Raw genomic sequence first — 26,863 nt, 5'->3', positions numbered from 1 at the left:
AAAGAAGAGGCAGAACAAAGCAACGTTTCGCCAAGTCACTAGAAAGAGCGACGAAGAAAAAAGAGTGATAAGAAAAAAGAAAGCGCTGGTCTCTCAACCAACGCTTTACTTAAGCTAGATTAACCTTTGGTTAATTAACCGATATTCTTACGGGCATTTTGGAACATACGCATCCAAGCGCCATTTTCACCCCAACCTTCCGGAGCCCAAGAATTTGCAACTGTGCGGAATACGCGCTCTGGGTGAGGCATCATGATAGTTACGCGACCGTCTGTTGTTGTTAAACCGGTAATCGCGTTTGGCGAACCATTCGGGTTGTTCGGGTATTGTTGTGTTGGGTTACCGAGGTTATCCACGTAACGAACCGCAACCGTACCTGATGCTTCAATCGCTGCTAGGTGCTCTGCATCACGTACTTCTACACGCCCTTCACCGTGGGAAACCGCGATTGGCATGCGCGAACCAGCCATTCCGTCGAAGAATACAGAATCAGATTTCTGAACTTCAACTAGACTAAAGCGCGCTTCAAAACGCTCAGATTCGTTGCGCACAAAACGTGGCCACAAGTCTGCACCTGGGATCAGCTCTTTCAGGTTTGATAGCATCTGACAACCGTTACATACACCTAAAGAGAACGTCTCTTCACGGTTGAAGAAGGCTTGGAACTGTTCACGAGCTTGTGCGTTAAACAGGATAGACTTAGCCCAACCTTCACCCGCACCTAGTACGTCGCCGTAAGAGAAGCCACCACAAGCTACTAGGCCATGGTATTCATCCAGTACCGCTTGGCCCGTTAGGATATCGCTCATATGGATGTCGGTTGCTTCAAAACCAGCTCTGTCAAACGCTGCTGCCATTTCGACGTGGGAGTTAACGCCCTGCTCACGTAGAATTGCCATCTTAGGTTTAGCACCTTTCGCAATGTACGGTGCTGCAACGTCTTCATTTACGTCGAAGCTGAGCTTAACGTTTAGACCAGGGTCAGAGTTGTCTTTCTTAGCTTCGTGCTCTTGGTCTGCACACGCTGGGTTATCACGTAGACCTTGCATCTTATGCGTTGTTTCAGCCCAGATAACGCGTAGTTCGGTACGTGAACGTTCAAGTACAACTGCATCACCAGAAGTGATAACAAAGTCGTCTGAAGCTTCAACAGAACCAATCACATGTGAGCATGCCTCTAAGCCGTTTGCCGCCAGAGTAGATAGAACTGAATCTAGATCATCATTCTTAACTTGAACAACCGCACCTAGCTCTTCGTTAAATAGAACGGCTAGCGCATCATCACCCAGCTCTGCGATGTTCGCTTTTACGCCACAGTGACCCGCGAACGCCATCTCAGCCAGTGTAACAAAAAGACCGCCGTCGCCTTTATCGTGGTAAGCCACTAGCTTGTCATCACGTACTAACGCTTGCATTGCATCAAAGAAGCCTTTTAGCTGCTCTGCATTATCTACGTCAGCAGGTTTGTCACCCAGCTGTTTGTATACTTGTGCCAATGCTGTCGCACCTAAGCGGTTTTTGCCGTTACCCAAGTCAACAAGAACTAGAGAAGTCTTTCCTTTGTCAGTGCGTAGTTGTGGAGTCACGGTCTTACGTACGTCTTCCACACGACCAAATGCCGTGATAACTAACGACAGTGGAGAAGTGACTTCTTTGCTCTCGCCGTTTTCTTCCCACTTGGTTTTCATCGACATGGAGTCTTTACCAACTGGGATAGTCAAACCTAACGCAGGACACAATTCTTCACCAACCGCTTTCACTGCTTCGTAAAGACCCGCATCTTCACCTGGGTGACCCGCTGGAGACATCCAGTTCGCAGACAGTTTAATGTGTTTAATATCACCGATGTCTGTTGCCGCAATGTTCGTTAGTGACTCACCAACGGCTAGGCGAGCCGATGCTCCAAAGTCTAGTAATGCCACTGGCGTGCGCTCACCCATCGACATTGCTTCGCCATGGTAAGTGTCGTAGCTTGCCGCTGTTACTGCGCAGTTTGCTACTGGTACCTGCCAAGGACCAACCATTTGATCACGAGCAACCAGACCCGTTACTGTTCGGTCACCGATAGTAATTAGGAATGTTTTTTCTGCAACAGCAGGAAGACGAAGTACGCGATCCACCGCTTCATTAAGCTCAATACCATCACGAACAATGGCAGGGCTTTCCACTTTTAGTGTGGTTGCGTCACGGTGCATCTTCGGTGGCTTACCAAGCAGGATATCCATTGGCATATCGATTGGCGTATTGTCGAAGTGAGAATCTTCTAGCGTTAGATGACGCTCTTCTGTCGCCACACCCACCACTGCATACGGTGCGCGTTCACGCTTACAGATGGCGTCGAATGCTTCCATGTTTTCTGGCGCTACCGCTAGAACGTAACGTTCCTGTGATTCGTTACACCAGATTTCCAGTGGGCTCATGCCCGGCTCATCGTTTGGTACATCGCGTAATTGGAACTTACCGCCACGCTCACCGTCGTCGACAAGTTCAGGCAATGCGTTAGAGATACCGCCTGCACCCACATCGTGGATAAATGCGATTGGGTTATCGTCGCCTAACTGCCAACAACGGTCGATCACTTCCTGACAGCGACGTTCCATCTCTGGGTTTTCACGCTGTACCGAAGCGAAGTCCAGATCTTCTGCTGACTGACCAGATGCCATGGAAGATGCCGCACCACCACCAAGACCGATGTTCATTGCCGGACCACCAAGTACGATTAGGCTCGCACCTACAGGGATCTCTTTCTTCTGTACGTGTTCATCGCGGATGTTACCCATACCACCAGCAATCATGATTGGTTTGTGGTAACCACGAATTTCTTCACCCGCATGAGAAGTGACTTTTTCTTCGTAAGTACGGAAGTAACCCAATAGATTTGGACGACCAAACTCGTTGTTGAATGCCGCGCCGCCAAGAGGGCCTTCAAGCATGATGTCTAACGCATTCACAATACGACCCGGCTTGCCGAAGTCGGTTTCCCATGGCTGTTCAAAACCAGGAATACGTAAGTTAGAGGTTGTAAAGCCAACCAGACCCGCTTTTGGCTTACCGCCGATACCCGTCGCGCCTTCGTCACGGATTTCACCGCCTGAGCCAGTCGATGCGCCCGGCCATGGAGAGATTGCCGTTGGGTGGTTGTGCGTTTCTACCTTCATCAAGATGTGCGTATCTTCATGGTGGTACGTGTATTGACGAGATTTAGGGTCAGGGAAGAAACGCCCCGCTTTAGAACCTGTCATAACGGCTGCGTTGTCTTTGTATGCAGACAGTACATAGTCAGGTGTCGTTTCAAAAGTGTTTTTGATCATTTTGAACAAAGACTTAGGTTGATCTACCCCGTCGATAGTCCAATCTGCGTTAAAAATTTTGTGGCGACAATGCTCTGAGTTCGCCTGAGCAAACATCATCAATTCAATGTCGTTTGGGTTACGCCCAAGCTTAGTAAAGTTCTCGACCAAGTAATCAATTTCATCTTCTGCGAGTGCCAAGCCAAGGGAAACGTTTGCCTCTTCAAGCGCAAGACGACCGCCAGCTAAGATATCAACATGTGCGACAGGCTTAGGCTCTGCAACAGTAAATAATGCTGATGCGGCTTCAAATTCTGTGAATACTGTTTCCATCATGCGGTCGTGAATTAACGCTTTAACAGCGTCAGCTTGAGCTTCTGATAGAACAACTGAAGACTCGACATAATAAGCCGTACCACGCTCTAGACGTTTCACTTTATCCAGACCACAGTTAACAGCGATATCGGTAGATTTAGAAGACCAAGGCGAGATAGTGCCAGGACGAGGCGTGACAAGAAGTAGAAGACCTTCAGGCTCATGCTCTTCGATGGTTGGGCCGTAAGTTAGTAACTTTTCAAGTTTTTCTAACTCTTGGTCATCAAGGTCTGACTTTAGATCGGCAAAGTGCATAAACTCGGCATAAATGCCAGTTACAGGCAGATCTTGTTCACGACAAAGTTCCAGTAGTTTATTAACACGAAACTCTGAAAGAGCTGGGGAGCCACGCAAAATTCTCATGTGCTTAGGTCTCTTATGCAATTGATTAAGGTGATATTGGAATAAATTCAGACACTTAAAATAAGCCCTGTCGAACCTATGCCGATTCCACCTCGTCATTGCGAGCGCATTATATAGTAATTGTTTTTGTGATGTAACACCAAAAGCAACCGTTTGCGTCATTTTTTTTGTCAAATTTGAATTACAACTAAAATGTCGATAAAACACACAATGTCACGTTATAAGTGTGTGATTCACTTTGCCCCATGAGCTCGCTTTGATATAAAGGCAAATAGAAATTTTCCAAGATGTACCTATTAATGCAAATAAGTCACTTCAACCGCCTCAAGCGCAGTGCTCTAATTTTAGTTTCTGTTCTTTTGCTCTCAGCTTGCCAGATTGAGTCGGAGCCCAAAAGTGAATTTGAAAAAATTCAAGAACGTGGTGTGCTTCGTGTTGGCACGCTAAACAATCAGCTTTCCTACTACATAGGTCCCGATGGTCCCGCAGGGTTGGATTACGAATTGGCGCGTCAGTTTGCGGAACAGCTCGGCGTCAAACTCGAGATTAAACCAGCCTTTCGCCAGGCTGAGCTTTTTCCTGCTCTTAAGAAAGGAGATATCGATATCATCGCTACGGGTTTAAATCAAACGTCACAAGCAGTCAAACGATTTAGACCAGGCCCTGCCTATTATTATGTAAGCCAACAAGTGGTATATAAAAAAGGGCAACTTCGACCACGTGATATCGAACAACTCATTGAATACCAAGCCTCGAAAGACGACGAGTCCGACGAAGATACAAATGCAGGCGCTCAAACATTAAAGATCGTTGAACAATCGCAATATGTTCCGACCCTAACAGCGTTAAAGAAGCAGTATCCAGAACTTCAGTTTGAAATTGTTGGTGATGCTGACACGAGAGACTTACTCAAATACGTATCGACGGGTGAGTTACGTTTTACTGTGACTGATTCGGTGGAACTTTCCCTTGCTCAACGCCTTTACCCCGATCTTGCGCTCGCGTTCGAACTTACAGAAGATCAACCAGTATCTTGGTTTACTCGACGTTCTGAAGACGAAAGTTTGTATGCGATGCTGATAGAGTTTTTCGGTAACATCAAACAATCAGGAGAACTGTCCACCCTCGAAGAAAAGTACATTGGTCATATTGAAGCATTTGACTACGTTGATACTCGCGCATTCATTCGAGCTCTGGATGACAAATTGCCTAAATGGGCACCTTTATTCCAAAAATACAGCGAAGAGTTCGACTGGCGCTTAATTGCAGCATTGGCTTATCAAGAGTCACACTGGAAACCAACAGCAAAATCGCCAACAGGTGTTAGGGGGATGATGATGCTGACTCTGCCAACAGCGAAAAGCGTCGGGGTAACAAACCGTTTAGACCCTGAGCAATCTGTTCGTGGTGGTGTCGAGTACTTACGTCGTATTGTAAGTCGCGTGCCTGATAGCATTAACGAGCATGAAAAAATATGGTTTGCGTTAGCTTCATACAATATTGGTTACGGCCACATGATGGACGCACGACGACTCACCAAAGCACAAGGTGGCGATCCGAACGCTTGGGCCGATGTAAAAGACAGGCTGCCTTTACTTCGTCAGAAGCGCTATTACAGCCAAACTCGCTATGGGTACGCCAGAGGCGATGAAGCGCGTAATTACGTAGAAAATATTCGACGTTACTACCAATCCATCATTGGTCATGTCAGCCAACAGCCAGCGATTGATGAGAATAGCGATGACTTACAAGTGATTCCGCCGCTCACCCCCGACATTTTGATATCGGGCGCAGTAGAGACCGTCGTAGAACAAGTCTCTGGCGCTTCTGACGTCACGGTTGAAGAAGACACCAAACAAGAAAGCATTGAAGAATAAACCCGCGGTAAACTAAAAAATGACGAGCCTATGAAGCTCGTCATTTTTATTGAGTCCTAACGAAAACTTATCTAGAATCCAATATTCTGAGTGACACCAACCACACTCAACCATTCCTTTGGTTGGTCGCCTTTTCTTCATCGTTAGTAAAACTGATTGCTTTGTAACAGATTACTTTACAACCAAATGGTTTAGCTCACTTGATGAAGCGGCGCCTTCGGCTACACTCTGCCGAAATAACGTCACTCCTATTATTAAGCATCGTATTGAAATTGTTTGCTGGCTCTATGCAATGCAGAAGTCAAATGAAGAACGTTTAAACCATACAATGTTTAGTGCGATTATCGAGCCTATTGCCAAGCATCGATGAGCCGCGCTTTACTGGTATAAGTCTTGTCTGCAGGAGGTTTTGAATATGAGAAGACGTAGAGTGCAGTCAAAGCGTTTAAATAACACAGTAGCTGCTATCCGACGTAAACGTAAACTGACATGTATGAAAAAGAAAGTAAGTTCACGTAATCGTGTTTTTGTACATTTAGTCAATCACTAGTGCGTCCAAGCAAACATCTACCACGTTGTAGGTGTTTGCTAGCCCTCACTACTCCCACTACCTTGTTCGCTCTCTCCATTTTCTAATGCTTTTTGTGCTTGCTTCTTCGCTTTAATTTCCTTTCGGCGGCGCTTAAAAAACGCTTGTAGCTGAGTGCGGCACTCATCTTCTAGCAGCCCCTTTTCAACTAAGGCGTAATGGTAAGCTGCTTGGCTTTCAAACAAATTAAGCACTGTTCCTGCTGCTCCAGCTTTTAAATCTGGCGCTCCAAAAACAACCCGCTTAACGCGGCTATGCAATAAGGCTCCGGCACACATTGGGCATGGCTCAAGTGTTACATATAACGTCGTATCCAGAAGGCGGTAATTTTCTAGCTTTTGGCCTGCTTTACGCAGTGTTTGGATCTCAGCATGTGCGGTAGCGTCATTAGTACCAATAGAGCGATTCCACCCCTCAGCGATAATTTCACCATCTTTGACAAGCACTGCGCCGACAGGTACTTCCCCCTCAGCTTCTGCTTGCTCGGCAAGCACCATCGCTCTGCGCATAAACAATTCATCTTGAGGGGTAAACGGATGGTTAGACAAAGGAGGCTCCAAAGAAACAAAAAACGATTGAAGTCGGGAATTTTATCACCAACTTCGGTTTCACTACAGCAACACATCACGGGACAAAGTCTGCAACCCCAAAAAACCTAGTTACAAGACCTATCGATGTTCGTTGTGCGAGAACAAAAAAGCGCAGATCGAAGACCTGCGCTTTTCGGCTGCCAATTAGCGGCTTTCACACCCTACACGTTTTTACATTGTGTAAGTGTAAGGAGCTTGAATGCCTAGCGGGATACCTACCATCCAATAAGCAACTAGGAAGATAGACCAACCGATCAGCATTGCGATCGAGAATGGCATCATTAGTGACGCAAGCGTACCGATACCAGCCGACTTCACATAACGCTGACAGTAAACCACTACAAGAGGGAAAAATACCATTAGAGGCGAAATGATGTTCGATACAGAGTCACCCACACGGTAAGCCGCTTGAGACAGCTCAGGCGAGATACCAACCGCCATTAGCATTGGCACTAAGATTGGACCAATTAAAGCCCATTTTGCCGATGCCGAACCAATAAGTAGGTTTACAGACGCGGTTAGAAGTATCATACCGATGATGGTCACTTCACCTGGTAGGTTCATCGCTTTTAAGCCTTCTGCGCCATACAACGCTAGCATCGTACCGATGTTTGACTGAGCAAATGCAGATAGGAACTGAGCACAGAAGAACGACATAACAATGTATGCGCCCATGGTTGACATAGTATCAGCCATCGCTTTGATAATGTCGTTGCTGGTCTTGAACGTTCCAGACACTTTACCGTAAACGTAACCAGGAATGATAAACAGAATAAAGATCAACGGCACGATAGACTTCATGATCGGTGCTGAGAAGGCAGTAATTTCACCTTCAGGCGAGCGAAGTGCTGATGTTTCTGGAATTAACGCTGCAACAAGTAAAGCAATACCCGCCATCATTGCCCAACCTGCATAACGGAATGCTTTTGATTCCAGTTCAGTAAATGAACCTAGGTTTGGCGCGGTTTCCGCATCATCATCAATTGGCATTTTTGATAAACGAGGCTCGATGATTTTCTCTGTCACGTACCAACCAATCCCCACAATAATGATAGAGGATAGGCCAGTGAAGAAGATGTTCGCTAATGGGTTAACCACATATTCAGGATCAAGAACCTGCGCCGCAGTTTGCGTAAAGCCTGCTAGTAGTGGATCGATACCTGAAGGGATAAAGTTTGCAGAGAAGCCACCAGATACACCTGCAAATGCTGCCGCAATGCCTGCTAGAGGGTGACGACCTGCCGCATGGAAGATAATACCGCCAAGAGGAATAACCAGAACATAGCCTGCATCTGCCGCAGTATGCGATACAATGGCAACCAAAATAAGCATTGGAGTAAGAAGCTTAGCTGGCGTGAAGTTCAGCATCTTCTTAAGACCCGTCGTAATAAAGCCCGAAGAATCTGCAACACCCACACCTAACATTGCGACAAGTACGATACCCAGTGGCGCAAAGCCAGTAAACGTCGTCACCATGTTAGCAAGGAAACTTGCTAGCGCTTCGCCCGTAAGTAAGTTGGTGATAGTAAGAGCTTCGCCCGTTCGAGGGTTTGGAAGATCGAATGATACATTCGACAAAAGTGCTGACGCCGCCCAAGTAATGATCAATGCCCAGAAGAACAAAATCGCAGGATCAGGAATTTTGTTACCTGTCCTCTCGATAAAGTTTAAAAAGCGCTCCATCCCGCTCGGCTTCGATGATGGTGCCTTATTTACAGCTTGGTTACTCATGGTAACTCCATAGTGAATGATGTTGGTGCCAAGGCCTATTTGAATAATTATAACGACCTACTATCCAACGAGTATTCTAGTAAACACTAATGGAGAAAGCACAAGGTTCTAGATTTTTTTTCATAATTGGAGACATATTTTGCAAAAAAACAAAACCAAAGATACAAGCCTGAAACATTATGGAAAAATCAACATATACATTTAGTAAACGAGCTGGCAAAAACAGAGGTTGCATAGAGCGATGAATAGATAGTTTTAAGAAAAGAAACTATACGTGATGAGAAGCAAGAAATAATTCTCTTCAATATAAAAAGGGCAACGCGGACAGTGAACACCTTATCCAGAACTCCAATCGGTTTTGATTGAATCGGCATAAAACAGGAACCTAGACTATTTAATCAAATTCGCTATGTTTAGAGATCATGGTTTTCAGCTCTACCGATTGTATTTTACCGTGGCGATCTTGCCATAGAGCTTCCATATGTATCGTTTTAAGTGCGCCCGACAGAGTTGCCGTTGGCACAGACCAAGATAAAGTATACAAGGGGTGCGTAGTATCTTCCCCAGAGACAATATTTGTATCAAAATTAGCGGCGGGCATCGAGGGGACTGCAGAAATAGCCCCACGCGTACGAAACCACTCTAATTTCTGCTCAGCAAGATTTAGCGCTTCAATGCTATGCATCGCGTAATCTGCCCGCAGCTCAATGTAAGCTTGCAACTTAACCAATCCAAGAGCACCGACACCAATTAAAATAAAAGAAATCATTATTTCAATTAAACTAAAACCATGTTGTTTACTTGGCATTCCAACTTCCCTCTTGCCAACGAACATCATTTCTCCTTGTTGTAGGTCTTTTGCTGGAATCAAATAGTAACTCCATTGAGCCCGCAATTGAGGTTTTTAACCCATCAGTATCAAAACCATAACCACCCGTTGCGTGAAATGCCCCTGCATCAACATAAACAGTTTGTGTAAGATCAGTATATTGTTTACCAATGGTAAAATTAGTCGGTGAGCCATCAGCATTCGAGAACAAACTTTCCCAATAGCTTTTTAACTCATTAGGAGCAAACTGTGGTTTAGTTTTATCGACTAAATGAAAAAGCGAACCCTGAAATGTTGTTGAACCAGTATTGATAAAAATACCATCTTGAATAACTAACGTATATTTCTCATGGTTGCCTTGAAGTGCTAAATTCCCGTGAATGGCGCAGTCACCAGTAATCCAAACCTTATCTACTTCCTTAAAAGCATTTTCGATAGCTGATTTACACTGTGTCGCATTTGACAAATTGATTTTCCCAGCTTTCGGAAATGAAGCTTTGACTTTATCAATATTTTCCGGTGTTTTTTTGTAATCAAAAAAGGTTTGGAATGGATCGACTTCAGAGTCATAAACAAAATCGCCTTTTAGCTGCGGATCAGAAGTTTCAGGTTTATTAGTTTTCGTAATTGCATTCCCAGCTTTTACTGTAACATTGGTTGTCGTTGCAGCGGTACACCCTCCAGAAGGAGAACCATCATATAAGCTATTCGCTCTTATTGATGCAGTGTTATATTTTGATCCTGTGCTTCCGCCTTCCATGGTATAACTATACCGATAAGTCAGTGATATGCATTCATACAGATTGTCAGAATTAAGATCACCTTTCGCATCTGGATGAACCTTTAAATCACCATAAGTAGTTAACTTGGATGTGGTTTGTATCGCTCCTTTTCCACGATTACTTAGTGTACTGAAAGTTTTATTGAGCTGGGCCCAACCATTGTGAGATATAGAATTAATACGATAGACTCCTGCCCCTATATCAGTAACGTTCAGCTGGCTAAGGTTTAATTCCCTCTTACATAAGGTATTTAAATTATTGTGATTAATTGGGATGAGCTCGTTCACTATGGATACATCATCTGTGACATAAGCAAATAGACACTCAAGCCCCCCTTCCGCTTCCCAGTGCTGTTGCCGAGAACTAACTTCATTCTGCGCACGCTTAATTTGATAAAATAGATTCTTATATGACCCTAACGTCACAACCAAAGCGACAGAGAGCAGTATGGAAGTAATAAGTAACGTGGCCACTCCTTGTTGATGCTTACGTATCATTGCCAATTCCTTTGCTGAACTTGTAATAAAATGGCGTGAGAAATTGCCGGATCATTTTTTAATTCAGCGGCCATTGAAATAGAAATAAACGCACTCTCTATTGACGAACCTGATAGTAATGTTCGACTAACACCAAATTGAGTTACTTTAATTTGCTTAGGATCAAAAAGATCAAAACATCCACTAGCAGCAGACACGACACTTAAAGGTGATGGTGAATCATCCTGGCAATATTCCAACATATTATCCTTTAACCGATATATCGTATTACTCACAGAGCTTGCTGTGTTTCGATAAACATAACCGATTTTTTCGGATTGTTGATATAGAACGCTAGGAGAACCGGAAAGCATCATTGATTTTGTCGTAATACCATCAAACCCTGCTCGTTGAATATCCTCTTTCACTTGTTGAATTACACTACTCATCTGCTGAAGTAGCATTATTTCCTTGCTTCGCTGCACAGCTGTTTTTTGGTTAGAAAGAAACACTGCGCCAACAATGCCCAAAGCGACAAGTCCTAACAACGCAGCAATCATAAACTCAACAAGTGTACTACCCTGCTGTTTAGCATTGTTCAAAGCCATATTTTGCCTTATTCATAGCGCACACTTTTACTCGCCCTGCTCCGTTATGAACAGTTACTTTTATCGGACTGGTATCCGCTTGAGATTTCTTCAGGTGAATACTTCCCGCATTTTTGGGATTCCCCATAACACGATCAAACTTGACGCTAGTTATATTACTCGACACCACCAGACCCCGATATAGATGACCTTGCAGCTCAGCAACAGTATTCATTGAAGTAATGTCAGTGACATTCGATACACTCGAGAGTGTGAGCTTCCAGCTTCCGGTGGATGAAGGTAAGCCTTGAATATGAACCCAAAAATCTTGATTTCTCATCACCGATTCCGATTTCGCTTGGATCAAAAAACCCTGTAATTCGTTGGCTAAATTCACTATTTTCATGTGTTGGCTAACTTTTGAAAAACTTGGGGCGACAAAAAGTAGTAGCACTGACAAGACAGCAACAGTAATAAGAAGCTCCAACAACGTAAACCCGCGAGGCATTTCCCAAATTCCTATGTAAACGGCAAAAGGGCCGTAATTCATCTTGCACAGATGCTATCACCTGCCAAAAATAGGCGGAAAAGTGAAAAGGAAACTACTCGTGATGATTCGAATTTCTCGTTGTAACGGCTACAAAAAAGGATTGAGAGGGATGACATTGATCGAATTACTGGTAGCTGTAGTGATTGTCGGGATCATTGCTGCAGTCGCATACCCCTCTTACACTAATCATGTAATCAAGTCTCATAGGACGGTTGCCTTGAGCGATCTTAGTCGAATTCAGCTAGAGCTAGAGACATCTTATGATGGTGGGTACGACTGGAGTCATATTCTCTCTGGAGGCACATGCACTCTATGTGACTCAGACACAAATAGATTTTCTTTCGATATTGCGAGCTCTGCAAGTACGGCCTATACCATTACAGCAACAGCAAAATCGGCTCTGGGACAAGACGACGACGAGTGCTTGACTGGTTCTAAAACGATTACTTTAACGTCAACAAATGTCGAAGAACCAAGTGATTGCTGGAATTAGGAAGAACACCGAGATGCAAAAAGGCCTGCATTTTAGCAGGCCTTTGTATTTGTGCTTTTCACTAACGTCTTAGCTGGTTAAATCATCAAAGAACTTTTTCACACCGTTGAAAAAGCCTTCTGATTTAGGCTTGTGCTTTGTCGCCGCTTCACCACCACAAGACTCTTCAAACTCTTTGAGCAGTTCTTTTTGGCGTGAGCTTAGGTTTACTGGTGTTTCAACAACCAACTTAACAATAAGATCACCAACACCGCCACCGCGAACGCCTTTCACACCTTTACCACGCATACGGAACATACGACCTGTTTGCGTTTCTGAAGGCACTTTTAGGCTTACGCGACCATCTAGGGTTGGTACTTCAACTTCACCACCTAGAGCTGCCATCGCAAAGCTTACTGGCACTTCACAGTATAGGTTGTTGCCATCACGCTCGAAGATATGGTGCTCTTTCACGTGCACTTGTACATACAAGTCACCCGCTGGTGCTCCCATTTCTCCCGCTTCACCTTCGCCAGATAGACGAATACGGTCGCCAGTATCAACACCTGCTGGGATCTTAACGTTAAGTGTTTTTGTTTTCTGCTTACGACCTTGACCATGACACTCATTACAAGGGTCTTTAATGATTTTACCTTTGCCGTGACAGGTAGGGCAGGTTTGTTGCACTGCGAAGAAGCCCTGGCGCATCTGTACTTGACCATGACCATGACAGGTACCACATGTTTCAGCAGATGAACCTTTCTTCGCGCCACTACCATCACAGGTATCACAGTGTACTAGTGTCGGTACTTCGATCTCTTTCGTTACACCACGAACCGCTTCTTCTAGCGTCAATTCCATGTTGTAACGTAGGTCAGCACCTCGCTGGGCACGGTGGCCACCACCGCCACGACGACCACCACCAAAGATGTCACCGAATACATCGCCAAAGATGTCGCCGAAATCAGCACCGCCGCCGCCAAAGCCGCCGCCACCGAAACCACCGCCGCCTTGTTCAAAAGCTGCATGACCGTATTGGTCGTACGCCGCTTTCTTTTGAGGGTCGGTCAGAACTTCGTACGCTTCTTTTACTTCTTTAAACTTGTCCGCCGCAGAATCATCACCCTGGTTTCGGTCTGGGTGGAATTTCATCGCTAGACGCTTATACGCCTTTTTGATATCGCGCTCTGAGGCATCACGGCTTACGCCTAATACTTCGTAAAAATCACGTTTTGACATGTTCTTCGTCACCAGTTAATTACTACAAACGGCATCGATTCACCGCTTGGTGTTTGTATCGTTCTAGGTAAGTGCACTTGTCTGCAACATACTTAACTAGAAAGACAGCGTTTACAAACAGACGGGCGTAAGAGTTGCCCCAAACGCCCGCACACGAAGTCTTATCGACCCCAGATGGCTATGCAGCCATCTGGTTAAGAAATATTATTTCTTGTCGTCTTTAACTTCTTCGAACTCAGCATCTACAACGTCGTCTTCTTTAGACTGTGCACCTGCGTCAGCACCTTGTGCTTGCTGCGCTTGAGCTTGTTGTTGAGCGATTTCCATCAGCTTTTGAGAAGCAGTCATTAGTGCTTGAACTTTAGCATCGATAGCTTCTTTGTCTTCGCCTTTACGTGCTGTTTCTAGCTCAGAAATTGCTGCTTCAATCTTCTCTTTCTCTTCTGCAGGTAGCGCTTCACCAGCTTCTTCTACTTGCTTACGAGTACCGTGAATCATTTGGTCAGCTTGGTTACGTGCAGTCGCTAGCTCTTCGAACTTCTTGTCCGCTTCTTTGTTAGCTTCTGCTTCTTGAACCATTTTCTCGATGTCTTCATCGCTTAGACCGCCAGAAGCTTGAATAGTGATCTTCTGCTCTTTACCAGTCTGCTTGTCTTTCGCAGACACGTGTAGGATACCATCCGCATCAAGGTCAAACGTAACCTCGATTTGTGGCATACCACGTGGTGCAGGCTGGATGCCTTCTAGGTTAAATTGGCCTAGAGACTTGTTGTACATCGCTTGCTTACGCTCACCTTGTAGAACGTGGATAGTTACCGCGCTCTGGTTGTCTTCCGCTGTAGAGAAAACTTGGTTCGCTTTAGTTGGGATAGTTGTGTTCTTCTCAACTAACTTAGTCATCACGCCACCCATTGTCTCGATACCTAGAGACAGTGGAGTTACGTCTAGTAGTAGTACGTCTTTAACGTCACCAGCAAGTACACCACCTTGAACTGCAGCACCCATTGCTACTGCTTCGTCAGGGTTTACGTCACGGCGCGCTTCTTTACCAAAGAACTCAGCAACTTTCGCTTGAACCATTGGCATACGAGTCTGACCACCAACTAGGATTACGTCAGTGATGTCGTTTACTGATAGGTCAGCGTCAGCTAGAGCTACTTTTAATGGCTCAAGAGAGCGTTGTACTAGGTCTTCAACTAGAGATTCTAGTTTTGCACGAGTCACTTTAATGTTCATGTGCTTAGGACCAGTTGCATCTGCAGTAACGTAAGGTAGGTTTACGTCTGTTTGAGAAGTAGAAGAAAGCTCGATTTTCGCTTTCTCTGCTGCTTCTTTAACACGCTGCATTGCTAGTGGGTCGTTCTTAAGGTTGATGCCTTGCTCTTTGTTGAACTCATCAACCAAGTAGTTGATTAGACGGTTATCAAAGTCTTCACCACCTAGGTGAGTATCACCGTTAGTTGCTAGAACTTCGAATGTTTTCTCGCCTTCAACTTCATCAATTTCGATGATTGAAATATCGAATGTACCACCACCAAGGTCGTATACCGCGATAGTGCGATCGCCGCCCTTCTTATCAAGACCGTAAGCTAGCGCAGCTGCTGTTGGTTCGTTGATGATACGTTTAACTTCTAGACCTGCGATACGGCCAGCATCTTTTGTCGCTTGACGCTGAGCATCGTTAAAGTAAGCAGGTACTGTGATAACTGCGCCAGTTACTTCCTCACCAAGGAAGTCTTCAGCAGTTTTCTTCATTTTCTTAAGAACTTCAGCAGAAACCTGAGGAGCTGCCATTTTTTGGCCTTTCGCTTCTACCCAAGCATCACCGTTGTCAGCCTTAACGATTTTGTAAGGCATGATTTCGATGTCACGCTGAACTTCTTCGTCTTCAAAACGACGACCGATTAGACGCTTAATTGCAAATAGCGTGTTTTCTGGGTTAGTTACTGCTTGACGTTTCGCTGGTTGACCTACTAGCGTCTCACCGTCAGTGTAAGCAATAACCGATGCAGTAGTACGTTCGCCCTCTGCGTTTTCAATTACACGTGGTTTGTCGCCGTCTAATACAGCAACACATGAGTTAGTAGTACCTAAGTCAATACCAATGATTTTACCCATCTGGCTATCTCCGAATAAATTCTATTTTCGTTTGGTTATAACCCCAATGTGGGGGGAGGAGAATCGGGTTTCAACCCTTGCTCACAAACAAAAATAATCAATGTTTGCTTCTCTATGCCACATAGATAAGGGCGGCAAAATGCTTTTCAAGGGCAGAATTAAAAAAAAGCGTCTTTTTTCGAAATTTATGTGTTTCTTTCTGATTAGTTGGGAACTCGTCACACTGCTGTAGCGCAACAAAACGTCATTTCCCAGATAAATTTATTTATGTCCGACTCTTCCTAAATAAAAAACGAACTCATAAGAGCTCGCTTCAATATTAGGGTTAAAATAAATGATTCAAGGTATTAGGCGTTCGCTTGAGCAGGCTCAGCATCAACACCTTCTTCTTTACCTATCTCACCTTCTGTTTTTGCAACAATGGTGTTCACTGCCGTGTCGCCGACAACGTTAGATGATGTACAGAACATATCATTAATACGGTCGACCGCTGCAATGATTGCTAAACCTTCAGGTGGTAAACCTAGTTGGTGAAGCAAAACGCCTACCATTACCACGCCGCCCCCAGGAACGCCGCCAGCACCAATAGATAACAGAAGAATAGTTAAGCCAAGTGTGAAGATGTCTGCGGTGTTAATTGGCTGGCCAAAAGCGTTCGCAACAAACATCGTTGCTAGAGCAATATAGATAGACACACCAGACATATTCATCGTTGCGCCCAGTGGTACACCGAAGCCAGCAACCGATTTAGAGACCTGAAGCTTTTCTGTCAGTGTGCGCATCGTTACCGGGATAGTCGCGTTTGAGCTCGCGGTAGATAGAGAGAAAAGAATCTGCTCACGAGTTGCACGTAGGAAAGTCTTTGGAGAAGTTCCTGTCGCAATACTCACTGCCATTGGGTAGAAGAAGAAGATCCAAAACACCAACATCGCAACCACCAAAGCCACGTAACCAGCAACGGACATTAATGTATTGGCGTTTAGCGTTGCACCTAGTTGAATCATTAGTGCGAACACACCATATGGTGCAAGACTCATCACTAATCCAACCAATTTCATCATGATTTCATTTGCCATTTTGAATGTGCGAATAGCTGGGCCACCACGAGAATCCAAAGCTTGAATTGCAAGCCCCGTCAAAATTGCCATAAAGATGATTTGCAGCATGTCGCCGCTAGCAAACGCTTGTACAGGATTGCTAGGAACAATGTTAACAACTAAAGAGAAAATGTCCGGCGTCTCTGTCGTTGTCAGCTGTACAGCCTCAGATACCGTTCCTGCTAGATTAGCGCCCGCTCCTGGCTGGAAGATCAAGCCGACAGTCAAAGCCGCCGTAATCGCAATGATGGTGTTAAGAATGTAAAGGGTAAAAGTTTTTCCACCAAGACGACCAAATGCACTGATGTCTTTCAAGTCAACAATGCCGCATACGATTGAAACGTAAACTAAAGGAACAACAAGCAATTTGATCAGTGAGACGAACATGCCGCCAACACCTTCTGCTGCTCCAAGTAGGTATGTATCAAAAATCGCAATACCGCTAAATAAGTACTGAATTGCTGTCCCCAGCACAAGGCCGGCAAACAAGCCTATAAAAATCTTACTAGAAAGCGATTTATCCATTATAAATCTCCGATATGTTGTGTTTACTATTTACATTTTTGTAGTTATATATGCTTACTTTTAAAGCATTAGTCGCAAATCATACACACCGAAGTTACAAAATAAAGTGATAATTTACATTTTTGTTAACGAAATTGTTTTGGAAAAAATGACTATATTTACATTCCTATGCAGAACAAACATTCACACAGCGAATGATTACAACCACTTATAGCCCTTTCCGTTAATAAACACGCAGCGAGATGAGAGAAAATCTCCTATAGGAAAATAATTAACCAATAGGAAAAAATATGAAGGGGATCAAATTTTCATTTATCGATATACAACGAAGTTCGATGCAGTCATTTATGTTTAAAACAAAAAAGCGCCCATCAAAAATGATGGGCGCTTTTATATTTAAAAAACAGGTAGTTAAAGTTACTTAGCAACCATTACCATTGCCGGACGAATCACACGGCCGTTTAGTTCGTAACCTTTTTGCATAACAAACATAACAGTGTTTGATTCATGATCAGGGCTCTCCTGAATCGACATCGCTTGATGGAACTCTGGATTGAATGCTTCACCTTCAGGGTTGATTGCTTTCAAGCCAAATTTCGCGACAACGTCTACAAACGTTTTATGTGTTAGTTCAACGCCTTCTAGGAACGGCTTCACAGTTTCATTCTCTGTATCTGCCGCTTGAATTGCACGCTCTAGGTTATCAATAACAGGAAGCAGCTCTTCTGCAAACTTGTTCAACGCAAACTTACGTGCTTTATCGATCTCTTGCTCAGTGCGACGACGCATGTTTTCTACTTCAGCTTTAGAACGCAACACCGCATCTTGTTGCTCTTTTACTTTTGCCTCGCTAGACAATAGTGCCGCTTCTAGTTGAGCAATCTTAGCGTCTGTCTCATCACCAAGCTCTTCAAGCTCAGCTTCAACTTCTTGTGCTTCAGCTTCTACTTTTTCAGCCTCTTCGATGATTTGATCAAGCTCTTCTTCTGTAACTTTGTTTTCTTCGTTGCTCATGATATCTCCAGAATTCAACATAATGCCCTTAAAGCCATGCGCGTTTTTGCGGGCTTTAACCACATAAAAATTCGCATATTTAGGTGACTTGCCATTATTATGGGGATGAAGATTCCTGATTCAAGCCTCTTTAATGCGGAAATGCTATGAAAAATCCATGTAACGTGATCGCGATTATCGGAAAACCAAGAGATCAACAAGCAATTCAAACTCATAAAGAGTTGTACCAATGGTTGACCTCTGAGGGCTATAAAGTATTCATTGACGATCGCCTTGCCGCAATACTGGATGATATCCCACAGAGTCAGTTTGCTAGCTTAGTTGAACTAGGAAAAAATGCCGATCTAGCCATTGTGGTTGGTGGCGATGGCAACATGCTAGGTGCAGCAAGAATTTTATCCCGATTTGATGTACCAGTTATAGGCGTGAACCGCGGAAATTTGGGCTTCTTAACTGACTTGAACCCAGACGACTTCCAAGCGTCTCTGCAAGCGGTACTCGACGGTGAGTACATTGAAGAGGAGCGTTTTCTTTTAGAGGCGGAAGTACACCGCCACGGACAAATAAAGAGTCATAACGCTGCGCTAAACGAAGCCGTACTTCACCCAGGGCAAATTGCCCATATGATTGAATTTGAAGTGTACATAGATGAAAGCTTCGCCTTCTCTTTACGGGCCGACGGTTTGATTGTCTCTACTCCGACTGGCTCGACGGCATATTCACTTTCTGGCGGCGGCCCAATTCTTTCTCCTAGCTTGAATGCCATTTCACTCGTGCCAATGTTCCCGCATACATTGTCGAGTCGACCTTTGGTGGTTGATGGAAAACGTCGAATTAAATTGGTGGTATCACCAGAAAACCGTGGAACACAAGAAGTTAGCTGTGATGGACAAGTCTCACTTCCAGTTACCCCTGGCGACGAAATTCACATCTATCAAAGTCCAAATGTACTAAAGCTCATCCATCCAAAAGACTACAGCTACTATCACGTCTTACGGAATAAGCTTGGCTGGTCTAGTAAATTGTTCTAACACTTGTTACTCAGGGTAATAACTTCAATAAAAAAGCCAGCAGCTCAATTGCTACTGGCTTTTGGCTTTCTTAGACAAGAAATAGACACAAAGTAGTGAGGCGACACGATATTTGTCATCATTAAAGAGAAGCTTATAAATTTTGATCCTGTGGGCAAACTTTACACAAAAGATAGAAAAGCAAATTCAATGATCTATGTCCGGTGATATTCTCACCATGAATAGAGTATCAACTCTATTTCATACAATCAATAAAGGACATATTATGAAGAAAACCATCATTCTGTCTGTTCTCAGTACATTAGCACTTATTGGCTGCCAATCAGAGGAAACGCAAGTCAACAGTGTGTCCAATGCAAAAGCGGAAGATATCACTAAGACGAAACGGGCCCTAGCTCAACAATTGAGTGAGAATTATGCTGCCATTGAACCCATGCTGAGAAGAGATATTACTCCGCAACAGACTAACGTGTCTGTATCAGCATTTGTTAAGCAAAACCCTAACTCAGAGTTCAGCCGCCAGCTTGTACAAGCTGACACTCAAATTCGTAGCTGGAAAGGTATTTCTGAATACTCTGATCAGTTGTTAGAAGTTCGCTTGGCAAATGAAGCCATGATAACAGCATGGCAAAGTGGCGAGGTCGAGCCATTATTTGCATTTGAACCAAGTGGTGATGATGAGAATTGGCAATACATCGAAGCATTTGATGTTTATGGCAACATCCATCAACTCGATGTTTACCAGCTCCCTGAGGTACCTGTACTTGTCGTTGATAACAATAGCTCTGCAGAGCTAAAAGCAGGCTTGCAAGCTATGCAAGCTGAGATGAAAAAACTCGGTCAACCAGCTTTAGTTCAACCATATATTGCTGATGAACAACGCCAAAATACACCGCTATTGTCAAGTAGCGCAGTGGGCGAAGCGGCTCCAATTCAAACCACGCAGTTGAAAAAGATCCGTCTAGCCGATGACAAAGAACCTTGGATCTCTGGCAAGGCAGAAATCTACGCTATCGTAACGGGCGTCAATCCAAGTCGTGATGAACCTACTCTCGATTTGGTGGAGCTTCCATACTTAGACTACGATAACCAAGATTACTATCCAAATCAGATCATTATTCACTGGTCTCGTTACCGCTGGGGTGCGGCAGACATTGTGCTCATGGAGCAAGATGACGGCACAGACTATAAACAATTGGCAAAACTCCTTGTTCAAGTTGCCGAAGAAGTATTGAAAGCGATTCCAGATCCAGAAGTTCAGGCTTACGCGATTATTCCGCAAATCACGAACAAGATCATCGACACTATCCCCGATGGTGTACTCACGAATGATGATGACTTCGTCGACGTTTACTACACTCTAATGCAAGATACTTCATACGTAGATCACCCAGGTGCAGGTGTGAATGCAGTCGTCACACTAGAACCACTAACGATTAACCCAACTCGTCCGTAACCTGTTCAATTTTAATGAGTCGTTGTAATCACATCGGCTCATTTTTCCCACTTCATCACAAAAAAACAGCCTACAAAGAAAATTTTCCTTACCTGACTTTACTGTATAAAGAAACAGTATATACTGTTCTCTTATACAGTATTGTTCAGTTATACAGGTAAATAAAATGCTGGCTCATCTAAGTGTTAATAATTTTGCGATTGTTAAGTCTTTACAACTCGAGCTTTCTAAGGGCATGACCACCATTACAGGTGAAACAGGCGCGGGTAAATCCATTGCTATCGATGCTTTAGGGCTCTGCTTAGGCGGACGAGCCGATGCCGGCATGGTGCGACAAGGTGAAGAGAAAACCGAAGTTAGCGCCGCCTTTTTATTGGACAACAACTTACATGCAACACGTTGGTTAGAAGATAACGATCTGCTAGATGGCAGTGAGTGTATTTTGCGTCGTATTATCACAAAAGAAGGCCGCTCAAGAGCCTTCATTAATGGCAGCCCTGTTCCACTATCACAACTCAAATCTCTAGGGCAGCTACTTATCAATATCCATGGGCAGCACGCTCATCATCAATTGATGAAAAGTGAGCACCAAATGGCCATGCTCGACCAATATGCTGGGCATTTAAACCTACTAAAAAGCACACGAAGTGCTTACCAGCATTGGCGTCAGGCAGACAATAACCTCAAGCAACTAAAAGAAAATAGCCAGCAAAACCAGGCGCAAAAACAATTGCTTGAATACCAAATCAAAGAACTGAATGAGTTATCGCTAGGTGAAGAAGAATTTGCAGAGCTCGAGCAAGAGCATAAACGACTATCCAACAGTGGTGAACTCGCCACTACCTGTCAGCAAGCCATCGAACTTATTTACGAAGGTGAAGAAGTCAATGCGCTTGGTATTTTGCAATCGGCCAATCACTCCCTAATTCAATTAGCCGAATTAGATGAAAAGCTATCTGAGCTACCTAACATGCTGTCAGAAGCGATGATTCAACTTGAAGAAACGAAGAATGAATTACGCAGCTACTTAGATGGCATCGATGTTGATCCTGCTCGTATGGCTTATGTAGAAGAACGTTTTTCTAAAGTGATGTCTGTAGCTCGTAAACACCACGTAATGCCAGAAGAACTCTACCAGCATCATCAAGATCTTCTGGCCCAAGTAGAAGCGTTAGATTGCTCCGATGAACGTTTAGATGAGCTTGCTCAAGAAGTAGAACACAAGTACCAAAGCTTTCTAACACAAGCAGAAAAACTGCACAAATCACGCAGCCGTTACGCAAAAGAACTGAACAAACTGATCACACAAAGCATGCACGAATTGAGCATGGAGAAAGCAGTATTCAGTATCGAAGTTAGCAATGACAACACGCACCCATCGCCGCTTGGCATGGACAGCGTGTGCTTCTTAGTATCGACCAACCCGGGACAACCATTGCAACCTATAGCAAAAGTTGCGTCAGGCGGTGAGCTATCACGTATCTCTCTAGCTATCCAAGTGATCACCGCTCAGAAAGTAGATACACCAAGTTTAATCTTCGATGAAGTGGACGTAGGTATTAGTGGCCCAACAGCTGCCGTAGTGGGCAAAATGCTACGCAAGCTTGGCGAATCTACTCAGGTATTGTGTGTCACTCACCTCCCTCAAGTTGCCGGATGCGGCCATCAACAAATGTTTGTAGCTAAGCAAACCAAAGCAGGCCAAACCGAAACCCAAATGCACGCATTAGATGAACAACAACGTGTGGCAGAATTAGCTCGCTTACTTGGGGGTAGTCAAATAACCGACTCAACGTTGGCAAACGCAAAAGAACTGCTTATCGCAGCTTAATAAATCGACAAGGGATGAGAAATGGATATCAGAGCAATACACAAAACCAACTGCTTAGATCTCATCCCTATTTTTATTGAGTTAGAACATTACTACTTCAAAGAAAAAGCTTCATCAAAACACGATCTGGTCCATTATCTAAAGAACCAAGTTTTCTCTGAACATTCTGGCGTTCATATCATTGCGGTTTACGATAATGATGACGTCGTAGGCTTTGCATCTTATACCGTCATGTTCCCTGCCCCAAAGCTCTCAGGGCAGATGTACTTAAAAGATCTGTTCGTATCTTCGAAGGTTCGAGGAAAAGGGGTTGGTCTCAAGTTAATGAAGTATCTGGCATCTTTGGCGATCAAGTGTGGATGCCAAAGGTTGGACTGGACAGCTGAAAGTAGTAACCCTACCGCAGGTCAGTTTTACCGCTCAATTGGTGCAACACTAATTCATGAAAAAGAGTATTATCGTTTTTCAGGTGATGCATTACGCGAATTCGCCAAAACCGACTAACGAGTCACTAGGCTTGGCTCACCGCTGAAAGCGTCCATCACCCTACTTCCGATTGAAATTTGCTCTTCGTCACCTAACTAATACGTCATGTGGTGACATTTACCGTCTAATATCGGTGAATAAATGCAACTCAACTCAAAATTCGTTGTCAGATTGTCTACCATACGACGCATAGCTTTTTACATCTGCGTCGAGCTTGTTTATTATCAGCGCAGTATTTTAAAGGTTACTAAGAAATTATTATGCAATTAAAGAAGTGGTTAGTTGCCGTACCATTAGCAATGACATTGCTGACAGGATGTTCGGTATTGGAAAGACTGGTTTATCGTATTGATATCAACCAAGGCAACTATGTAGAACAAAGTGCGGTTGATAAATTAAAGTTTGGGATGACTAAAGCACAGGTTCGCTTCGTATTAGGGTCGCCAATGCTTATTGAAAACGGCTATCCAAACACTTGGTATTACATCTATCATCATACTCCTGGCCATGGCGAACCAGTACAGAAAGATCTGATTGTAAACTTTAATGACCAAGGCACGCTCGCAGACATCAGTGGTGACTTTCCAAAAAGTGACGCATTTTACGAGCAAATTCAGTAAACTGACTTTTGCAAAAAAACCTCCCGTTTGGGAGGTTTTTTATTATATAGAAATCATGTTAGTCAAACTTTGAGTAACTCACATGAGCTATTGGGTTAATATTAATCCTGCTTATTTTTACGTACAGAACTAGGCTTGCCACCGGTGACTGGGTCTGCACTCCCCTCGGTTTTAGCATGCTCCGCCCGCTTACGGCGAATCTCTTTCGGATCGGCAAGTAACGGACGATAAATCTCTATTCGATCTCGATCTCGAACGGTCGCATCCAACTTCACGTTACGACTAAACACACCCACTTTGTTCTTGGACAAATCAATTTCAGGGTACAACTCCAATACACCGGATTGTCTAATGATCTCTTCTACCGTTGCGTGATTATTTACCACTAAGTTAAATACACGCTGTTCATGAGGAAGAGCATAGACAACCTCAACGTGAATCATATCTGACTCAATACTCATAACACTCGTAGACCTGTTTTGCGCGTTTAGTAAATGCATTTACCATATTACTAGTAAGCTCGTTAAAAATCTTACCGAAGGCCATCTCAATCATTTTACTTGAGAATTCAAACTCAAGCTTTAGTTCAACCTTGCAAGCTTGCTCATCTAGCGCGGTAAAAATCCAACCACCACGCAACGTCTTAAACGGGCCATCCACCAAGTTCATCATAATTGCCTGACCGGGGATCAACTCATTTGAAGTCGTAAACGTTTTGCTGATTCCAGCCTTCGCCACATCGACAGAAGCCACCATACCATTCCCCGAAGACTCAATGATTCTAGAGCCCGAGCAACCAGGCAGAAATTCAGGGTATTTAGCAACATCATTAACCAGATTGAACATCTGTTCGGCGCTAAAAGACACAAGCGCAGAACGGCTGACTTGCTTCATACATACTCCTATCGATACATGTACAGATTTAAAGCTACTCGCCAATTTTACTTTTATTCCACGATTGCGCAAATAAAAGGATTTCCTATCCGATATCCAACCCGTATAATGACGCTATTATGGCAAAGAAAAAAACGAAACAAAAAGCGGGTAGCAATACTATCGCGCTGAATAAAAAAGCTCGCCACGAGTATTTCATCGATGATGAAATCGAAGCTGGCTTGGAGCTCCAAGGTTGGGAAGTGAAAGCCCTTCGCCAAGGTAAAGCCAATATTTCTGAAAGTTACGTATTTATGCGTGACGGTGAAGCCTTTGTGAGTGGCATGACAATCACTCCTTTAAATCAGGCATCGACACACGTTGTGGCGAACCCTACACGTGTGCGTAAACTACTAATGAGTCGTCGTGAGCTGGATAACCTATTCGGACGTGTAAACCGTGAAGGTATGACATTAACGGCCCTCTCACTGTACTGGTCTCGCTCTTGGGTGAAACTAAAAATTGGCGTAGCAAAAGGTAAAAAGCTGCACGATAAACGTACGGATCTAAAAGAAAAAGCCTGGGCAAGAGAAAAAGCACGCGTAATGAAGAGCGCGCTGCGTTAATCTTGACCACTTAAACGCATAGTACTGGACAGCCAATGCTTTTCTGTTACTATGCGAATATTACCTGGGGCTGATTTAGGATTCGACGGGAATTCAGAAGTCTGAGGTGCATGCCGAGGTGCGGTAGGCCTCGTTAACAAACCGCAAAAAAATAGTCGCAAACGACGAAAACTACGCACTAGCAGCTTAATAACCTGCTAAGAGCTCTCTCGCCCTAGCTTCCGCACGTAAGACGGGGAATAACGAGGGATCAAACCCAAACGCGCTAGCCCGGATTCTCCCGCCTGAGAGATGAACGGCGAATTTTAATTCAGGCTAGTCATTCATTAGCGTGTCGGTTCGCAGGTGGGTGGCGAAATTAAAGATCGACTAAGCATGTAGTACCAATGATGAACGGTTTTCGGACGCGGGTTCAACTCCCGCCAGCTCCACCAAACGTTTGGAAAAGGCCACCCTCGGGTGGCCTTTTTTGTATCAACTAAAATAGTCTCTTTTTTCAAACGTTCATGCTTTCTGAAATCTTACTACATGGATTACCGCATACCTTTGGCCCATGTAGGTTTACAAACTCGTTGAGTATTAATCAGTAAACAAGAAGTTCATAAGTACTAATCAAAAAGGCAGAGAGCATGGTACTAAAAGCCCTGTAACTTAAAAGTCTTCTGCTTACCTATCCTTTCTAAGAGATAACTAGATCTAAGTCTAAAGTCTATACTCATCTCCCTCGATGAATTGATTGATGTATTCATTGTTAGTCCCTACTCGCTTGTTTCATTACAACTCTATAGATGTAATGACTACAAACAGTAGTTACAAAAAATAATGTAACTCTAATCACAAAGTAACCTTAGATATTGAACAGAAACACAACATATATAGATTTTTAAATTTCAAAATGAAAATATTGTTGTGAAAAATTAAGTTGCTGGAATTATTACAGTCATATTAGTGAGCATTGTAATGAATTTTGAAGAAAGTAAATTGAATGACGAACACGTTAATCAATACACACCGCAAATCAATGGTGTGTTAACAAAGAAAGGAAAACCCCTTAGTAGCCTGAAGGTTAGCCTTAGTATTGGTTTAAGCACGTCAGGGAAATCAATAGACTTATCAACATTCACAGACAGTACTGGTCGCTTTGAGTTTTCTCCAGTCTATGAAAATAAAAACATCATAAGCACTCCTCTTATTGAACACTATGTAACTATTGTTTTAGTCGCAGAACTCAGCAATGATGAAAGTACTATTATTTGGGAAGGAAGCTTTGATGGTTATAAAATAGAGGATTACGTAAAAAATAACATGGCTAACCTTGCTTGTGACACTGAGAACCCTCTTAAGTACTTTGCTTTTTCAATTTGATGATGAAGAAAACGATGACTACTACGTAAACAGCCAATGTAATTTATTTGGTTATATAGACTCTGACTTGT

General features: G+C 43.8%; 22 protein-coding genes and 1 other RNA gene. 10 read left to right on the top strand and 13 right to left on the bottom strand.

Features of this window, described 5'->3' with window-relative positions; translation table 11 throughout:
* Positions 1-134: 134 nt before the first annotated feature.
* A complete protein-coding gene (gene purL, locus R7P69_RS15165) occupies positions 135-4,028 on the bottom strand; it encodes a phosphoribosylformylglycinamidine synthase (protein ID WP_005381601.1) in 3,894 nt (1,297 codons plus the stop codon).
* Positions 4,029-4,327: 299 nt separating this feature from the next.
* Between purL and mltF the strand changes: the two genes are divergently transcribed.
* A complete protein-coding gene (gene mltF, locus R7P69_RS15160; RefSeq protein ID WP_053303011.1) occupies positions 4,328-5,905 on the top strand; it encodes a membrane-bound lytic murein transglycosylase MltF in 1,578 nt (525 codons plus the stop codon).
* Positions 5,906-6,493: 588 nt separating this feature from the next.
* Here the strand turns inward: mltF and tadA are convergent.
* The 6 genes from tadA to R7P69_RS15130 form a co-directional block, all read right to left on the bottom strand.
* A complete protein-coding gene (tadA, locus tag R7P69_RS15155; RefSeq protein ID WP_064376798.1) occupies positions 6,494-7,003 on the bottom strand; it encodes a tRNA adenosine(34) deaminase TadA in 510 nt (169 codons plus the stop codon).
* Between the two features lie 252 nt (positions 7,004-7,255).
* On the bottom strand, positions 7,256-8,815 hold the full coding sequence (locus R7P69_RS15150; protein WP_017635695.1) for an AbgT family transporter: 1,560 nt from the start codon (positions 8,813-8,815) through the stop codon (positions 7,256-7,258).
* Between the two features lie 394 nt (positions 8,816-9,209).
* On the bottom strand, positions 9,210-9,623 hold the full coding sequence (locus tag R7P69_RS15145; protein WP_017635696.1) for a prepilin-type N-terminal cleavage/methylation domain-containing protein: 414 nt from the start codon (positions 9,621-9,623) through the stop codon (positions 9,210-9,212).
* The gene (locus tag R7P69_RS15140; protein ID WP_053302988.1) at positions 9,613-10,923 is read right to left on the bottom strand and encodes a hypothetical protein; all 1,311 of its coding nucleotides are present in this window, start codon (positions 10,921-10,923) and stop codon (positions 9,613-9,615) included. The genes R7P69_RS15145 and R7P69_RS15140 overlap by 11 nt, the downstream gene beginning before the upstream one ends.
* Positions 10,920-11,510, bottom strand: coding sequence for a PilW family protein (locus tag R7P69_RS15135; RefSeq protein ID WP_017635697.1), 591 nt, complete (start codon positions 11,508-11,510; stop codon positions 10,920-10,922). The genes R7P69_RS15140 and R7P69_RS15135 overlap by 4 nt, the downstream gene beginning before the upstream one ends.
* Entirely contained in the window at positions 11,491-11,997 is a 507-nt protein-coding gene (locus tag R7P69_RS15130; RefSeq protein ID WP_017635698.1) for a GspH/FimT family pseudopilin, read from the bottom strand. Before R7P69_RS15130 ends, R7P69_RS15135 begins: the two co-directional genes overlap by 20 nt.
* Before the next feature lie 103 nt (positions 11,998-12,100).
* On the opposite strand from R7P69_RS15130, the gene R7P69_RS15125 reads away from it, so the two are divergent.
* A complete protein-coding gene (locus tag R7P69_RS15125; RefSeq protein WP_017820588.1) occupies positions 12,101-12,532 on the top strand; it encodes a type IV pilin protein in 432 nt (143 codons plus the stop codon).
* Between the two features lie 69 nt (positions 12,533-12,601).
* On the opposite strand, the gene dnaJ is transcribed toward R7P69_RS15125, so the two are convergent.
* The 4 genes from dnaJ to grpE all read right to left on the bottom strand — a co-directional run bounded on the left by dnaJ (position 12,602) and on the right by grpE (position 18,504).
* A complete protein-coding gene (gene dnaJ, locus R7P69_RS15120) occupies positions 12,602-13,750 on the bottom strand; it encodes a molecular chaperone DnaJ (protein ID WP_005381620.1) in 1,149 nt (382 codons plus the stop codon).
* A 204-nt stretch (positions 13,751-13,954) separates the two neighbouring features.
* Positions 13,955-15,868 (bottom strand): molecular chaperone DnaK, encoded by a 1,914-nt coding sequence (gene dnaK / locus R7P69_RS15115; RefSeq protein WP_005381623.1) that lies wholly within the window; start codon positions 15,866-15,868, stop codon positions 13,955-13,957.
* 347 nt (positions 15,869-16,215) lie between these two features.
* Positions 16,216-17,490, bottom strand: a complete 1,275-nt coding sequence (locus R7P69_RS15110; protein WP_005381625.1) for a dicarboxylate/amino acid:cation symporter — start codon at positions 17,488-17,490, stop codon at positions 16,216-16,218.
* 417 nt (positions 17,491-17,907) lie between these two features.
* On the bottom strand, positions 17,908-18,504 hold the full coding sequence (grpE, locus tag R7P69_RS15105) for a nucleotide exchange factor GrpE (RefSeq protein ID WP_021034134.1): 597 nt from the start codon (positions 18,502-18,504) through the stop codon (positions 17,908-17,910).
* Between the two features lie 146 nt (positions 18,505-18,650).
* Here grpE and nadK point away from each other — a divergent pair, with 146 nt between their 5' ends.
* The 5 genes from nadK to bamE all read left to right on the top strand — a co-directional run bounded on the left by nadK (position 18,651) and on the right by bamE (position 23,928).
* Positions 18,651-19,535 (top strand): NAD(+) kinase, encoded by an 885-nt coding sequence (gene nadK, locus R7P69_RS15100; protein ID WP_005381631.1) that lies wholly within the window; start codon positions 18,651-18,653, stop codon positions 19,533-19,535.
* A 265-nt stretch (positions 19,536-19,800) separates the two neighbouring features.
* On the top strand, positions 19,801-20,991 hold the full coding sequence (locus tag R7P69_RS15095) for a DUF3103 domain-containing protein (RefSeq protein WP_005383752.1): 1,191 nt from the start codon (positions 19,801-19,803) through the stop codon (positions 20,989-20,991).
* A 166-nt stretch (positions 20,992-21,157) separates the two neighbouring features.
* Positions 21,158-22,822, top strand: a complete 1,665-nt coding sequence (gene recN, locus R7P69_RS15090) for a DNA repair protein RecN (RefSeq protein ID WP_005383750.1) — start codon at positions 21,158-21,160, stop codon at positions 22,820-22,822.
* Between the two features lie 21 nt (positions 22,823-22,843).
* Positions 22,844-23,326, top strand: coding sequence for a GNAT family N-acetyltransferase (locus R7P69_RS15085; RefSeq protein ID WP_025768876.1), 483 nt, complete (start codon positions 22,844-22,846; stop codon positions 23,324-23,326).
* 242 nt (positions 23,327-23,568) lie between these two features.
* A complete protein-coding gene (gene bamE / locus R7P69_RS15080) occupies positions 23,569-23,928 on the top strand; it encodes an outer membrane protein assembly factor BamE (protein WP_017820585.1) in 360 nt (119 codons plus the stop codon).
* 101 nt (positions 23,929-24,029) lie between these two features.
* Here the strand turns inward: bamE and R7P69_RS15075 are convergent, their stop codons facing one another.
* The gene (locus tag R7P69_RS15075; protein ID WP_238952222.1) at positions 24,030-24,389 is read right to left on the bottom strand and encodes an RnfH family protein; all 360 of its coding nucleotides are present in this window, start codon (positions 24,387-24,389) and stop codon (positions 24,030-24,032) included.
* Positions 24,379-24,822 (bottom strand): SRPBCC family protein, encoded by a 444-nt coding sequence (locus R7P69_RS15070; protein WP_005381641.1) that lies wholly within the window; start codon positions 24,820-24,822, stop codon positions 24,379-24,381. Before R7P69_RS15070 ends, R7P69_RS15075 begins: the two co-directional genes overlap by 11 nt.
* Before the next feature lie 119 nt (positions 24,823-24,941).
* Between R7P69_RS15070 and smpB the strand changes: the two genes are divergently transcribed.
* The 3 genes from smpB (at position 24,942) to R7P69_RS15055 (ending at position 26,792) form a co-directional block, all read left to right on the top strand.
* Positions 24,942-25,427, top strand: a complete 486-nt coding sequence (gene smpB / locus R7P69_RS15065; RefSeq protein WP_238952221.1) for an SsrA-binding protein SmpB — start codon at positions 24,942-24,944, stop codon at positions 25,425-25,427.
* 66 nt (positions 25,428-25,493) lie between these two features.
* Positions 25,494-25,861: a transfer-messenger RNA gene (gene ssrA, locus R7P69_RS15060) on the top strand.
* A 526-nt stretch (positions 25,862-26,387) separates the two neighbouring features.
* Positions 26,388-26,792 carry a DUF6795 domain-containing protein gene (locus R7P69_RS15055; RefSeq protein ID WP_225496920.1) on the top strand — a complete coding sequence of 135 codons (405 nt, stop codon included), beginning with the start codon at positions 26,388-26,390 and terminating at the stop codon, positions 26,790-26,792.
* The last annotated feature ends 71 nt before the right edge of the window (positions 26,793-26,863 follow it).

It is taken from the genome of Vibrio sp. 661, assembly GCF_033339315.1.
Classification (GTDB): Bacteria; Pseudomonadota; Gammaproteobacteria; order Enterobacterales; family Vibrionaceae; genus Vibrio; species Vibrio alginolyticus.
This window is presented reverse-complemented; position numbering and strand designations above follow the sequence as displayed.